13 protein-coding genes are annotated in these 14011 nt (G+C 71.6%); 5 read left to right on the forward strand and 8 right to left on the reverse strand.

Annotated features, from left to right (window positions below):
- Positions 1 to 15: 15 nt before the first annotated feature.
- Entirely contained in the window at positions 16 to 903 is an 888-nt protein-coding gene (locus ACZ6W9_RS03485) for an SDR family oxidoreductase (protein WP_389961594.1), read from the reverse strand.
- Between the two features lie 134 nt (positions 904 to 1037).
- Here ACZ6W9_RS03485 and ACZ6W9_RS03490 point away from each other — a divergent pair, with 134 nt between their 5' ends.
- Complete coding sequence (locus ACZ6W9_RS03490; protein WP_470116663.1) at positions 1038 to 1664, forward strand: TetR/AcrR family transcriptional regulator; 627 nt, start codon at positions 1038 to 1040, stop codon at positions 1662 to 1664.
- Positions 1665 to 1785: 121 nt separating this feature from the next.
- Here ACZ6W9_RS03490 and ACZ6W9_RS03495 read toward each other — a convergent pair whose 3' ends face one another.
- Both ACZ6W9_RS03495 and ACZ6W9_RS03500 read right to left on the reverse strand, forming a co-directional pair.
- Positions 1786 to 3015, reverse strand: coding sequence for a serine hydrolase domain-containing protein (locus tag ACZ6W9_RS03495; protein ID WP_389961590.1), 1230 nt, complete (start codon positions 3013 to 3015; stop codon positions 1786 to 1788).
- Between the two features lie 94 nt (positions 3016 to 3109).
- Positions 3110 to 3772 (reverse strand): DUF4097 family beta strand repeat-containing protein, encoded by a 663-nt coding sequence (locus ACZ6W9_RS03500; RefSeq protein ID WP_470116664.1) that lies wholly within the window; start codon positions 3770 to 3772, stop codon positions 3110 to 3112.
- A 249-nt stretch (positions 3773 to 4021) separates the two neighbouring features.
- Between ACZ6W9_RS03500 and ACZ6W9_RS03505 the strand changes: the two genes are divergently transcribed.
- Complete coding sequence (locus ACZ6W9_RS03505; RefSeq protein ID WP_389961586.1) at positions 4022 to 4801, forward strand: GbsR/MarR family transcriptional regulator; 780 nt, start codon at positions 4022 to 4024, stop codon at positions 4799 to 4801.
- 15 nt (positions 4802 to 4816) lie between these two features.
- Here the strand turns inward: ACZ6W9_RS03505 and ACZ6W9_RS03510 are convergent, their stop codons facing one another.
- Positions 4817 to 7948, reverse strand: a complete 3132-nt coding sequence (locus ACZ6W9_RS03510; RefSeq protein WP_470116665.1) for a bifunctional cytochrome P450/NADPH--P450 reductase — start codon at positions 7946 to 7948, stop codon at positions 4817 to 4819.
- A 121-nt stretch (positions 7949 to 8069) separates the two neighbouring features.
- On the opposite strand from ACZ6W9_RS03510, the gene ACZ6W9_RS03515 reads away from it, so the two are divergent.
- Positions 8070 to 8618: a TetR/AcrR family transcriptional regulator gene (locus tag ACZ6W9_RS03515; protein WP_389961582.1), complete on the forward strand. Its 549-nt coding sequence runs from the start codon at positions 8070 to 8072 to the stop codon at positions 8616 to 8618.
- Between the two features lie 55 nt (positions 8619 to 8673).
- Positions 8674 to 9096: a hypothetical protein gene (locus ACZ6W9_RS03520; protein WP_470116666.1), complete on the forward strand. Its 423-nt coding sequence runs from the start codon at positions 8674 to 8676 to the stop codon at positions 9094 to 9096.
- Positions 9097 to 9148: 52 nt separating this feature from the next.
- Here the strand turns inward: ACZ6W9_RS03520 and ACZ6W9_RS03525 are convergent, their stop codons facing one another.
- The 3 genes from ACZ6W9_RS03525 to ACZ6W9_RS03535 all read right to left on the reverse strand — a co-directional run bounded on the left by ACZ6W9_RS03525 (position 9149) and on the right by ACZ6W9_RS03535 (position 11310).
- Positions 9149 to 9313 (reverse strand): hypothetical protein, encoded by a 165-nt coding sequence (locus tag ACZ6W9_RS03525; protein ID WP_362944804.1) that lies wholly within the window; start codon positions 9311 to 9313, stop codon positions 9149 to 9151.
- Positions 9314 to 9608: 295 nt separating this feature from the next.
- Positions 9609 to 11021, reverse strand: coding sequence for an alkaline phosphatase (locus ACZ6W9_RS03530; protein WP_470116667.1), 1413 nt, complete (start codon positions 11019 to 11021; stop codon positions 9609 to 9611).
- A 133-nt stretch (positions 11022 to 11154) separates the two neighbouring features.
- Complete coding sequence (locus ACZ6W9_RS03535; RefSeq protein ID WP_389961576.1) at positions 11155 to 11310, reverse strand: hypothetical protein; 156 nt, start codon at positions 11308 to 11310, stop codon at positions 11155 to 11157.
- A gap of 107 nt (positions 11311 to 11417) precedes the next feature.
- On the opposite strand from ACZ6W9_RS03535, the gene ACZ6W9_RS03540 reads away from it, so the two are divergent.
- A complete protein-coding gene (locus ACZ6W9_RS03540; protein WP_389961574.1) occupies positions 11418 to 12731 on the forward strand; it encodes an acyltransferase family protein in 1314 nt (437 codons plus the stop codon).
- Here ACZ6W9_RS03540 and ACZ6W9_RS03545 read toward each other — a convergent pair.
- The gene (locus tag ACZ6W9_RS03545) at positions 12692 to 14008 is read right to left on the reverse strand and encodes a hypothetical protein (protein ID WP_389961572.1); all 1317 of its coding nucleotides are present in this window, start codon (positions 14006 to 14008) and stop codon (positions 12692 to 12694) included. The genes ACZ6W9_RS03540 and ACZ6W9_RS03545 overlap by 40 nt on opposite strands.
- Positions 14009 to 14011 lie beyond the last annotated feature (3 nt).

The raw sequence follows: 14011 nt of genomic DNA on the forward strand, positions 1-14011 counted from the left end.
GTGATCTCCTTCGGATCAGGAGACGTCGTGCGGCTGCTCCGCCGGGCCGGGTCCGCCGGGGGCCGGCACGGCGTGTTCGGCGGCGCGGCTGACCCGTTCCCAGGCGGCCCAGGTCTCCATCCGCCGGCGGGAGATGTCGAAGGCCAGGTCGTAGACCATGCTGCCGAGTAGCAGCCGCAGCGGCGGGTCTTCGCTGCCGACCAGTTCGAGCAGCGCCTCGGCCGCCAGACGCGGCTCGCTGTCGATCGAGCCCTCGGCCCACTGCTTCTCCAGTTCGGCGCGGAGCGGGCCGTACTCCTCCAGCGGTGACGTCGTCGTCATGCTGGTGTAGAGGTCGGTCCAGTAGCCGCCGGGCTGGACGATGCTGAGCTTGACGCCGAAGGACGCGGCCTCCATGGCCAGCGCCTCGCTCATGCCCTCCAATGCGAACTTGCTGGCGCTGTACATGCCGGTGCTCGGGAAGCCGCCCAGGGCGGCGATGCTGGAGACCTGCACGATGTGGCCGGATCCCTGCTCGCGCAGGTGCGGCAGGACGGCCTGGCAGACCCACATCGCCCCGAAGAAGTTGACCTCGAGCTGGGCGCGCGCCTCGGCCTCGGTGAACTCCTCGACCATGCCCGAGGACATGGTTCCCGCGTTGTTCACCACGATGTCGAGCCGGCCGAAGTGCTCGACGGCGGTGTTCACGGCGGCGAAGACCGCGGCGCGGTCGGTCACGTCCAGGGGAAGGGCGAGCAGCCGGTCTCCGTACCGGTCGCCGAAGTCCTGCCGGGTGACGGTGCGGGCGGCGGCGACCACTCGATCGCCGCTCTCCAGCGCGGCGAGAGCGAACGCGCGGCCCAGGCCGCGGCTGGCTCCCGTGATGAACCAGGTGCGGGGGGAGGCGGTGGCCGGGGTACGCATACGGGGGCTCCCATCGATTGTGTTCACATTATCCAAGACGAGACGGTCCGTCTCGGACAATGTGAACAGTAATGGTCTTCGGCGACTGCGTCAAGACGGACCGTCTCGTCTAGCTCTTTGTTAGATTTGACGCCATGACGCCAGCGCATAAGCCCCTCTCCAGCACGGCCCGCCGGAGCGAGGGATCCCGGCGGGCCATCCTCACTGCGGCGTTCGATCTGGTGCAGGAGGTGGGATACACCAAGCTGAGCATCGAGGGCATCGCGGCCCGTGCCGGTGTCGGCAAGCAGACGATCTACCGCTGGTGGCCCTCCAAGGGGGCGGTCCTCTTCGACGCCTTTCTCATGCTCAGCGAGCGGCCGGACGACGGAGAGGCGGCCCTGCCGGACACCGGTGATCTGGAGGTGGACCTGAAGGCGGTACTGCGCGCCACGGTCGGAGAACTCAACGACCCGCGGTACGACGAGCCGATGCGCGCCCTGAACACGGAGATCACGCATGACCCGGCGCTCGCCGCCCTCTACGCGGAGCGGCTGGACGGCCCGATGCGAGAGCTGAAGAAACAACGGCTGCGCAGCGCTCAGCGAGCCGGCCAGCTGGCCGGCGACCTCGACCTCGACGTGGCCGTGGACATGCTGTGGGGACCGCTGCTCAACCGATGGCTCCAGCGCGGTGGAGCACTCACCACCGAATACGCCGACAGCGTCGTCGAGACCGCTCTCAACGGTCTGCGACCGCGCCAGGGCACGGCCTCTCCCTGACCCGCTCCCCCGACGTCCGGGAAACGCGGACGGGCGCCTCCCCGCGCGAGCCCGGCCGGTCCCGTCGAAGGTCCGGGATCAACCGTGCACCGCGGGCAAGGCGCCCGTTCCATCATCGCCGTCAGTCGTCGAGGGCCTGGTAGAGCGTGGTCCAGAAGTCGTTCATCAGGTGTGCCGGGTTCGGGACGGTGTAGCCGAGCTGGCAGAGCAGGACGCCGACGAGGTCGTTGGCCGGGTCGGCGTAGGCCGAGGTGCCGCTGCCGCCGTCCCAGCCGAACTGGCCGACGGGCGCGTAGTCGCCGCGGTAGGTGCGCACCGCCATCCCGAGGCCCCAGCCGCCCTGCTGCCCCTGGCCGAAGGAGATGTGCACGTTGCCGGTGGCCAGGGCAGTGCGGGCGGCGTTCTGCTCGGGCGTGAGACGGTTGGTCGTCATCAGCTCCACGGCGGGGCGGGACAGGATCCGCCGGCCTTCGTGGACCCCGCCGTTGAGCAGCATCCGGAAGTAGGCGTGGTAGTCGTCGGCGGTGGAGACCAGGCCGCCACCGCCGCCCTGGAATGCCGGGGGCCTGCTCCAGCGGCCGTCCCGGGGCTCGTCCCAGACGAGGAACTCACCGGTGGCCGGGTCGGGGGCGTAGAGCGGCGGCAGCCGGTCGATCCGGTCGGCGGGCACGTGGAAGCCGGTGTCGTTCATGCCCAGGGGCTCGAAGACGCGCTCGTGCAGGAACTCCTCGAACGACCGGCCGCTGACCCGGGAGACGAGCACGCCGGCCAGGTCGCTGGCGATCTGGTACTGCCACTGCTCGCCGGGATGGTACGCCAGCGGCAGCGCGCCCAGGCGGCGCATCCACTCGTCCTGCTCCGGCACCTCGACCGGCAGGTTGGGGGTGAGCCCCTGCTCGAAGACCGCGTTCATGATCGGCTTGCCCAGCGCGGTGAAGTCCAGGCCGAGACCGAAGGTGGAGGTCAGAACGTCCCGGACGGTGATCGGGCGGCGGGCCGGCACGGTGTCGTCCAGCTCGGCGTCCGGCCGGGTCAGCACCCGGCGGTCGGCCAGCTCGGGCAGCCACGGGTCCACCACGTCGTCCAGCCGCAGCCGGCACTCGTCCAGCAGCACCATCGCCGCGGCGATCGAGACCGGTTTGGAGGTGGAGGCCATCCGGAAGACCGTGTCCCGGCCCATCGGCGCGCCGCCGTCGTGGCGCATCGTCCCGATCGCCTCGACGTGCGTCTCCTCACCCCGGCTGAACAGGGCGACGAGCCCGGGGATCCTCCCCGACTCGACGTGCCGCTCCAGCACCTCGCGCAGCCTGCGCAGCCCCGTCGCCGAGAATCCGCCGTCGACCTGACTCATCGTGAATCTCCTCAAGTGTGGTCTTCGATCTCGCGTGCCCCGTCCCTGTGCGCCGGGACGGGGTGAGCAGAGTGTGCCGCGGGCCGGCCGTGGGTCAGAGGCTGCGGGCGGTGATGTCACCGCTGGTGGTGGTGGCGTGGACGTCGAGGCCGGCGGTGCCGTCGTTCTTGAAACCGTTGACGATGCGGCCGTGGGAGGTGCCGGCGTCCAGGGTGGCGGAGACGCCGGCGGCGGCACCGATCGAGATGTCGCCGGACTGGGTGCGGAGCACGACCTTGCCGCTGACGGCCTCGGCGACGGTGATGTCGCCCCTCTCGGTGGCGATCTCCGCGGGGCCGCCCAGCCGGCCGATCTCGACGTCGCCGTCGGTCGCGGTGAGACGGAGGCTCGCGGTCTCGTCCAGCTTGATCCGGTGGTACGCGCCGTCGAAGACGACGTCGCCGAGGCGGCCGACGGTCCGGAGTTCGGCGGCGGCCGTCTTGGCCTCGACGCGGGAGCCGGCGGGCAGCTTGACCGTCACCTCGACGGCTCCGGTCGGGCCGAAGTGCCGGTTCTTCGCGGGAGTCTCGATCCGCAGGACGCCGTCGGCGTATCCGACGGTGGTCTGCTCGGCCGCGGTGACGTCACGGTCCTTGGCGGGGTTGGCGGGCAGGACCTCGACCGTGGTGCCGGTCCGGTCGGCGGCGATGAGCCGGACGCGTCCGGCGGGGATGTCGAGGACGGCGGTGATCGGGGCGGGGGTGTCGAACGTGTACATCGTGGCTCTCCGTCGTGCTTGCGGCTCGGTGTTTCGAACAATGGAAAAGCTACGTTGCTTTCTATATTCATGCAACAAAATCTTTGCTTTGAAACAGTGTTTCAGCAGGTAAACGCAGATTAATCGTTGCAGTCGCCTCTCGCTTAACGCAACTGCGGAGTCGTTGTCCGTTGCAACGAATTGAAAGTGAACGCTATGGTGGAGGCGTCAGGGAGCACCGGGCGCCCACGGGGCACGAAGGAGATCACGATGCCGGGAGGCAGGCTCACCCAGCAGGACCGCCAGCAGATCGCACTGGGACTGGCCGACGGCCTGGCCTACGCCGAGATCGCCCGCCGTCTCGACCGCCCCACCTCCACGATCACCCGTGAGGTGATGCGCAACGGCGGCCCCACCGGCTATCGCGCCGACCTGGCCCACCGCACCGCCCAGCAGCGCACCCGCCGGCGCGGGCAGTCCTCGCCCGGAGGGGCGCAGGCGTCCCCGCAGCCCCACGGGCGCGACGCCGAGGCCGTGCGCGACTACCAGGAGACCCTCACCACCGTCCTCATGGCCTCGGGTCTGCCTAAGATGATGGCCCGGGTGATGGGCTGCCTCTACACCACCGACGCCGGCAGTCTCACCGCCTCCGAACTCGCCCGGCGTCTCCAGGTCAGCCCCGCCTCCGTCTCCAAGGCGATCGCCTTCCTGGAGGGCCAGGACCTCGTCCGCCGGGAGCGCGACGAACGCCGCCGTGAGCGCTACGTCGTCGACGACGAACTCTGGTACCAGTCCATGATCGCCAGCGCCCGGGCCAACGACCGGTTCATCGAGACCGCCCGGCAGGGCGTCGCCGTCCTCGGCCCCGGCACCCCGGCCGCCGTCCGCCTGGAGAACTCGGCCCGCTTCCTCGACTTCGTCAGCGAAGGGCTCATCCGCGCCGCCGAGCAGGGCCGCGAGGTCCTCCACTCCAGAGCCGCGACCCCGGACGGCACCGCCGGACCGGGGCCGGACCACGGGCGGCCGCCCGTCCCGACGGCCACGGCGTGACACGGGCCGGGAGGGTCAGGCGAAGACGTCCTGCTGGTAGCGGCCCTCGGCCTCCAGGGCGCGCAGCCACTCCTCGCCGTCGCCACCGGTCCGCTCCCGGTGGATCTCCGCCAGGGCCCGCCGTACGGCGGGCGCCATCCGCAGGCCGTCACCGCACACGTAGACGTGCGCGCCCCGCTCCAGCAGTTCCCACACCCGGTCGGCGCGGGCCGCGATCGCGTCCTGGACGAACCGGGAGGGGTGGCCGGGCACGGCGGAGAACGCCAGGTGCACCCCGGTGGTCCCAGCGTCCTCCCACGCCCGCAGGTCGTCGCGGTACAGCCAGTCGTGCCCGGGGTGGCGGCAGCCGTAGAACACCTCGGCCGGGCCGGTCGCGCCGGTCAGCGCCCGCTCCTCCAGGAAGCCCCGCAGCGGCGCGAACCCGGTGCCCGGCCCCACCAGGATCACCGGCGTGGCCGGGTCGTCGGGCAGCCGGAACGGCGGGGCGGGGACCCGCACGTAGCCGTAGAACACCTCGCCGGGTTCCAGCCCCGCCAGGTAGGCCGAGCACATCCCCCGGTAGGAGCCGCCGCCCGACCAGGCCGGGCCCTCGACCAGCCCGACGGTGATCCGCACCCGGCGGGGGCCGGCCAGCGGCGAGGACGAGATCGAGTAGTAGCGCGGCCGGATCGGGCCGGCCAGCTCCAGGAACACCGGCAGGGGCAGTGTGATCGCCGGGAAGCGTTCCAGCAGCGTGAGCACCGAGACCCGCTTGGCCAGGACCTCGTCGGCGTAGTCGTCGGCGAGGGCGGCGAGCCGTTCCGTGGTCCAGGGGCACCCGGTGTGCGCGGCCAGCGCCGCGAGGTCGGAACGCGTGGCGACCTCCTGCAGCTCGGCGAACTCCGACAGAAGCAGCCCGGCCGTCACCGGGGTGTCCACCGGCAGGTGGGTCGTGCCCTGCGCGCGGAGCCGTACCACCTGGTCGCGCGGGACGCGCAGGCAGCGCAGCGCCCACTCGACCAGCTCGGGGTCGTTCTTGCCGAAGACGGCCAGGTGGTCGCCCGCGGTGTAGGTCACGCCCTCCGGCAGTTCGGCCACGATGGAGCGCACCCCCGGCCGCGGGGCCTCCAGCGAGAAGTCCCACAGCCCGGCCGGGTCGCCGGTCAGCTCCTCGTTGGACAGCACGGTCAGCGGGACCGCCTCCGGGGACACGACGGAAGGACGCACGTCGGCCTCGGTGAGGACCTCCATCTCGTAGCGGGGCGCGCTGTCGGCGGCGGCGGTGCCGTACTCGGCCGCCAGCGCCGCCCACAGCCCGGCGGTCCACGCCGACACGTCGCCGTCGAAGTCGCCGTCGGCGTCGGCCTCGCCCCGCTCGACCAGGGGCACGGCTCCGGCGCCGACGAGCTTGTCGAAGGCGCGGCGGGGGAAACCCTGGTAGGTCGGCCACTGGGTGTTGCCGCAGCCGAGCAGCGCGAGCCGTACGCCGTCCATGGGCGGCAGGCCGTCGAGCGCGTCGAAGCGCTGGGCGTTGTCGGGAGCCTTGCCGTTGTAGGTGGAGGTGACGACGACGAGGGCCCCCTCGGACGGCGGGACGAGGTCGTCGAGCGTGGTCAGCGTGGTCGCGAACCCGGACCGCGCGGCCCGGTCGGCCAGCCGCTCGGCGATGTCGGCCGAGCTGCCGAGGTTGGAACCGTAGGCGACGGTGAGTGCGGTGCCGGAGCCGACGGCGAGCGCCGTCTCGGCGGCCTCGGCGGCGTCCGGCCCGGTGTCCGCCGCGGCCCCCGCCGTCCCCCTCTCGTACGGCCTGCGCTCCCGCACGCCGATCGTGAAGTCGTCGGGCTTGAGGGTGAGCGTCTGCTTGATCCGCATCCGGTAGGCGCCGGGGTCGGAGACCGCGAGCCTCTGCAGCACCATCGCCAGGGCGAGCCGGGCCTCGGTCAGCGCGAACTGCCGCCCGATGCAGGCCCGCTCGCCGTTGCCGAACGGCTTGTAGGCGGCCGGGTGGTGGGCCGCCTTGTTCTCCGGCAGCCAGCGGTCGATGTCGAACTCCTCCGGCCGGTCCCACGCCTTCGGGTGCCGGTGCAGCGACGGCAGCAGGACGACGCAGGTCTGCCCCTTGCGGACCGGGTAACCGCCGATCGCGGTGTCGTCGAACGCCTTGACGCCGAACGCCGGAATCGGGGACCAGATCCGCAGCGTCTCCTCCAGGATGCGCGGGATCACGTCCAGCTTCATGATCGTCTCGTATGTCGGCGCCGTGTCGCCGGGCAGCAGCCGATCCGCCTCGGCGTAGGCGAGGGCGAGCACGTGCGGGTTGCGCAGCAGGTTGTACAGCGCGAACGACAGCAGGCCGCTCGTGGTCTCGTGCCCGGCGATCAGGAAGGTGAGGACCTGGTTGCGGATGTTCTCGTCCGACAGCCGCTCGCCGGTGCGCGGGTCGGCGGCCTCCAGCATCAGTCCGAGCAGGTCGCCCGTGCCCCCGCCGCCCTCCTCGCGGCGCCGCCTGATCACGTCGTCCACCAGGTCCTGCATCACGCGGATGTCTGCGCGGTAGTCCTCCTCGCGCCTCTTCTTCATCCTGGTGACGACGGGCAACTGCCGGTTGCGGAGCATCGCCTCGGTCAGCGCGTTGCCCATGGACCGCAGGAAGGGGTGGAGCTCGTCGGAGGAGAAGGAGTCGAACCGGTAGCCGAACCCGGTCAGCGAGATCGTGTCGAGGGTGAGCCGGGTCATGTCCTCGGGTACGTTGACCCGGTCGGACCGCGACCACTTGTCCACCAGCGCCTCGGCGACCTCCAGCATCTGCGGGAAGTACGTCTTCATGGACCGCTGGCCGAACGCCGGCATCAGGATGCGGTGCGCCTGCCCCCAGACGGGCTCGTCGTGGCGGGCGGTGAACAGCCCGTCGCCGCTGAAGTCGCGCACGATCGACAGCGGCGGGTCGATGCCCTTGTAGAAGCGCGTCTCGTCGCAGACCTCGGCGACCAGGTCGGGGTCGTAGACGAACAGGACCCGGCGGCCCAGCAGGTCGAGCTGGAAGATCCCCTCCTCGTGCTCCGCCGCGGTCTCGTCGAAGAACGCGGCGGGCGAGTGCGCCGGGACCTGCAGGGTGTTACCGAGCACGGGCAGCCCACGGGGGGTGGGAATCGACCGAGTCGCGGCCATGGAAATCCCTCCTTCGGCGGCGGCTTCCACACCGCCAGCCATACACCGTATGGAAGCTATCATACGGTGTATGGCAGTGAGCGCGCGCAGGGGACGACCCCTGACTCCGGAGGAAATCCACATGACGGCTCTGCGGCTGATCGATGCCGCGGGCGTGGAGAAGCTGTCCATGCGCAAGCTGGCGGCCGAGCTCGACGTCAACCCGATGTCCCTCTACCACCACGTCCATGACCGGACCGACCTGCTGCGCGGCGTCTGCGCCCTCGTCGCCGCCGAGGTGCGACTGCCCCCCGACGACGGCGCCCCCTGGCAGGACCAGCTCCGGGCCCTGGCGCACGTCTACCGCTCGATCGCCCGCTCCCACCCCTCGCTGTGGTCCCACATGAACACCCACCCCGACGTCGTGGACCAGTCGGGCGCGCTCTGGGTGGTCTACAACCGCATCCTGGTCGCCGCCGGGGTCCCCGCGGACCGGCTCGCCCACACCCGCACGGCGCTCTTCACGTTCGTCTCCGGCTTCATCACCGCCGAGAGCGAGGGCCTCCTCGCGGAGCTCGCGGAGCTCGCGGAGCTCGACGGCGTGGACGACGCCGACGCGACGTTCGCGGTGGCCGTGGACCTCATCATCGCCGGCCTGGAGAACGGCCCGTCCCGTTTCGCGCGGCCGTGAACCCCGGCGGCGTGAACATATGGGCGACGGGCCCCCGGCGGGCTACCGTGGAACGGTGCCCGAAGACAACGGATCCCGCGCGGGCGCCGCGCGGAGCGCCCGGATCGGTGTGATCCTGGCCGTGGCCTCCCTGGCGAACTACCTCGCCTGGCTGGGCTGGGACCGGCAGAAGGACGTCGCGCCGGACGGCGGCGTCAGCGGCCCCTACCAGCCGTGGCAGGTGGCGGGCTTCGTCGTCGTCCTGGGGGTGCTCGCCTTCCTCGCCGGCCGGTACGGCGTCCCGAAGTCCGGCACCCTCGCCGTCGCGGGCGTGACCTGGCTGGCCTGGACGGTCGGCGCCACCACGTCCGACGACAGCGGGCTGTGGGCCGTGGGCTCCGTCCTGCTGCTTCCCGCCGTCTTCCTCGGCGTCGGCCTCGTCGCGTTCCTGGCGGCCCGCACCGGCGCCCGCCGTACGGCCCGCAGCGGCGGGCACTGAAGCGCCCCGGGGCGTACGGCGCGGCGGCGGGGCCGGAGGTCCTCGTGCGCGCCTACGGCTCGCGGCCGGCGCGACGGGCCTCGACGACGCCCATCACGACCGCGGCGACCAGGGCGATCAGACCGATGATGAGCAGCCACTTCAGGGCCTTGAGCAACAGGCCGAGCAGGATGAACACCACCGCGACGACTCCCAGGGTGATCAGCAAGGCGCGCATGGGACTTTCCTCTTCCGCGTGGAGGTCACGGCCATCCGAGGGCCATATCGGTCACCGGATCGCATACCCATACGAATAACCAGGTAACAGCGGGCTCAGCGGGAACACGGCGGGAGCGGCCCGCCGCGGGCGTCCCGCACCGGCCGGAAGGGCCCCTCCGGCACCGGCCGGAAGGGCGCCTCCGGGCCGGTCACGCTCGCGACCGGGCCGGAGACCGCGCGAAGACCGCGGAGAAGGGGGAAGCCGTCCGCGCGGGACGACGCCATACGCATGGGGTGCGCGGCGGGCGGGACCGTTACCTCAGGCCGAGCGCGCGGGACATGGTGTGGAACAGGTCGGTCTGGTTGGTGATGCCGAGCACGTTCGCCGCCTGCGGCCCCTGGGCGGCGACGCGGACCTGGCTGCCGGTGTGGCCCTGGATGGCCTTCGGGGCGCCCGCGTTCGTCGCGTAGCTGATGACCATCGGGGCGCCCTCGGTGGTGAGCAGCGTCCGGATGCCGCCGGCCGAGTGGTTCCCGGCGGTCTGCGGGTACTCGACGATCTGACTGGCGTGCGCGTGGTCCGCGGTGACGATCACCAGGGTGTCGGGGTGTTTGGCCGCGTAGGCCCTGCCCAGTGCGATCGCGTCGTCGAAGCCGACCGTCTCACCGATCTGGCTGCACGGGTTGGAGACATGGCCCAGCAGGTCGATCCCGGCACCCTCGACCTGCAGGAAGAAGCCGCGGCCGTCCTTGTTCCGTTCGGCCTTGGCGTCGAGCAGCCTCAGGGCCTCGGCGGTCATCCGCTCCAGGGTGGGCTGCCCGGCCGGAGCGCTCGAGGTGTCGGGGCAGGGCTGCGGAACCGTGTTGTCCGCGCCCTCCGCGGTGAACGGCGTCGCGGCGGGGCCGTTCCAGCGGGGCGGCATGATGCCCGGGCTGAACAGGCCGAGGACCTTCTGGTCCTTCCGCACGCCGGTCAGGCCCGCGCTGTCGAACACGGTGGTGTACCCCTGCGCCTGAGCCTGGGCGAGCACCGTCTGACCGGTGTACTTCCCGCCGGTCACCGTCTGGTCGAACCGCCGCTTCCCACCGCCCATGAGGACGTCGACGCCGTGGTCGACGAGCTGCTCGGCGATCGAACCCGGGCCGCCCTTCTCCTTGGCGTCCTGCGGGCACTCCTTCATGTCGGCCGGGCCCTGGCAGCTGCGGTCGGGGACGTGGGCGGCGATGGCGGCGGGGGTCGAGTCGGTGAGCTCGGCGGTGGTGACATCGCCGGTGACGTAGCCGGCCTTCTGCGCCAGCTCCAGGACCGTCGGCAGGTCCCTGCCGAACCGGTCCACGGAGATGGCTCCGTTGTAGGTCTTCGTGCCCGTCGCCCAGCCGGTGGCGCCGGCCGAGGAGTCGGTCACGTAGTCGGGCTTGCCCGTGTCCTTGTGCAGGGAGTACGTCGTGTACGCACCGGTGAGCGGGAGCATGTCCATGTTCAGCCGGCCGTCGGCGCCCTTGGCGTAGTTGCGCGCCATGGTGATCTCGCTGTCACCCATGCCGTCACCCACGAAAAGGATGACGTTGCGGGCCCTGCCGCCCTGGATCGCCTCCTTCGCGGCGTCCGTCCGGTCGCCTGCCAGGGGAGCCGCCCCGGCGGCGCCGACGCCGGTGGCGACGAGCACCGAAGCGGCCAGTCCGGCCCCCAGCAATGTGCGCCGGCGGCGCGAGCGAGCATCAAGCACAGGTCCTCCTCATGACGACGTCAGCCGTGCACATTACCGTTTTTTAATCTTTATCGGGGGCATAAAAATATAAATAAGGAGTTTTATCCCCAAGATAACAATAAGCACGTCAGAACGCATGAGTTGTGAATATTTACGCTCTCCTAAAACGGGAGCACGGCTCATGGTCTCGTTGAACAAGCAGGACGATGAAGAAAAGGCATGAAACCTGATCGTCGAATCCGCCGGCGGCCCGCCGCGCGATGACGTCCAGCTCCTCGGCGATGCGGGCCCGCTCGTCGAGCACCATGGCCCTGGCCCGGTCCTGCTGGGCCAGGCGGTACCGGCGCCGGTCCGTCGAGCCCGCCTTCAGGATGCGTTTACGAATCTCCCAGGATGACCGCCTAGCCTGACCGGATGTTCGCCGGAGCTGTGGAGACGAGTCGGAGCGTTGCCCGGGAGGAGGCCCCGCCCCCGCGGTCGCGGCCGTCGTCCGCACCACGGCAGGGGTGGCTGGACGCGTTGCGCGGCATGGCCGCGCTGGTCGTGGTGTTCGAGCACTCCCTGGACGCGCTCCTCCCGGAGGTGCGCGCGACCGCCGGCCCGTGGTTCGACTTCGGCCAGTACGGCGTGCTCGTGTTCTTCCTCGTCAGCGGCTACGTGGTGCCGGTCTCGCTCGAACGGCGCGGCAGCGTCGGCGGGTTCTGGATCAACCGGGTCTTCCGGCTGTACCCCCTGTGGCTCGTCGCCGCGGCGGCCGGGACGGCGTTCGGTGTCGCGGGCGTGTACACCCCGCTGCCGGACCAGCTGGCGGACGCCCCGGGCGTCGCGGCCCTGGCGCACCTGACGATGCTCCAGGACCTGCTTCAGGTGAACGGCGTCGTCAACGTGTTCTGGACCCTCTCCTATGAGATGGTCTTCTACCTCCTCGTGACCGCCATGTTCACGGCCGGCGTGCACCGCTTCAGCGTCACCGGCATGCTCGCCTTCGCCGTGGCGGCCGTCACCGTGGGAGGGCTGCTCCCGGCGGGCGCGCTGTCACACGGCCTGGGCACCACGCCGGTCGTGGTGACGACCGCGGTCGTGCTGCTCGCGGCCGCCGCGTCTCTGGCCTGCGGCGGGAGCCTCCGCCGGTACGGCACCGCGGCGGCGGCCGTGCTCGCCCTGGTGCTGCTCGGCGTCAACAGCCGGGTCGGGGCGTGGCAGAGTCTCGCCATCCTCGCGACGATGTTCGCCGGCACCGTCTTCTACCGCCTCGACCAGGGACAGGCCGGCTGGAGGAGGACCGGGTGGCTGCTCGGCCTCGTGCCGGTCGCGTCCGCCGGAGCCGCGTGGGCGTTCGGCCCGGGCTGGGGCATGCCCGACGACCAGGCGCGGGCCTTCACCTGGGGCTGGACCGCCGCCGTCGCGGCGGCCTGGGCGACCTTCCTGGCCGCCCGTCTTCTGCGGCACCGGGCGATGCCCCGTCTCCTCGTCCGGCTCGGCATGATCAGCTACTCCGTCTACCTGCTGCATCCCCTCGCGATCCAGGTCCTCCGGCGGCTGACGGCGGACCCCGCCCGCTTCCCCCTCGCCGAACGGCTCGTCATGGCCGTCCTGCTGCTGGCGGTGGTGCTCGGCTGCGCGGAGCTGACCTACCGGGTCGTCGAGCGCCCGGCCCAGTCCCTGGGCCGCCGCCTGTCCCGAGCGGCTCAGGCGGCGAACAGGAGAAGCAGGCCCGCCACGGTGTAGACCACCATCAGCACGAGCAGGGGGATCTGCCCGAGGACGGCGGTACGCCGGGGGAACAGGGCCAGCGCGCGGTCATGGGCCAGTACGGTGCCCAGCACGTGACCGACGACGATGACCGTGACCTGGAGGGTGGCGACCCCCGCGGGGGTGGTGCCGAGCGCCTGGACGGTCCACCCGGTGGTGCCCAGCCAGTCGGCGCCGGTGTCCAGCGGATCGGACAGCAGGGCGATGGTCCGCTGCCCCTCCAGGAGGAACAGGGTGTAGTAGTGGGCCACCACGTACCCGACGGCGATCGGCACCATCGAGTGGGCGATCTCTCCCGCCGTCGTACCCGGCTCCGCCGCACCCCACCGGCCGGCCAGCGCCGTCGCGGCCCGGTACGCCGCGAGCACCAGGGCGATGACGGCGACCAGGCCGGCGGTGCCCGTGACCGGGGCTGGCACCGCGCTCTCCTGTGTGAAGCGCACCCAGACCGGGGCGTTGGACAGGCTGTCGTACATGGTCGAGCCCAGGAGCACGACCACCAGTGTCGTCAGCCCCGGCGCCGGTCGCAGCCCCGCCATGCCGTCCAGGGAGTTGCGCCAGACCAGCACGCCGTCGCGGTGTCCGGTCACCGGGGCGAGCCTGCCCACGAGGTCGCTGTAGACCTCGAACGGATCCGCGTGGTCGAACCACCGGGAGCCGAAGACCACCGCCCCGGCGAGTGTGAGCACGGCGTAGGCCGCGAGCCAGGCCCCGATGACCGGCAGGGTGGCCCGCTCCGGGGCGACGAGTTCCAGCCAGACGAAGGCGAACAGTCCCACGCAGGCGGGCCGGTATCCGACGTCCGCGGGCAGCGGCCGCAGGCCGAGTTCCGGGTCGCGCCCGAGCCCCTCGCAGGCCAGCAGGTGCAGCGTCCGCAGCGGGTTCAGGCCGCGCCACACCGGGCCGAAGAGCAGTGACAGCGGCACCAGGCCGACCCAGAACAGAACGTAGAACGCCCCGGCCGTGGGGTTGTCGGCCCGATCGGGACCGAAGATCAGCCCGATGCAGAAGTACGCCGCGGCGACGAGCCCGGCGGCTCGCCAGACCCACCGCCAGGCCGGCGCGGTCATCGCCGTCCGGACGGCGGCGGGCAACGAGCGGGCACCGGCGAGGGCGGCGCCCAGCCGTGGTTCCCTCCACAGCGCGCCGAGCGCCACGAACGACACCAGCAACGCGAGGGCCGCGCCGGTCAGCGCGGCCGAGAACGGAATCGGCAGGTCCTGACGACCGCCGACGCCGTGAGCCGGCCACATCCC

The organism is Streptosporangium sp. NPDC053982, from assembly GCF_055585205.1.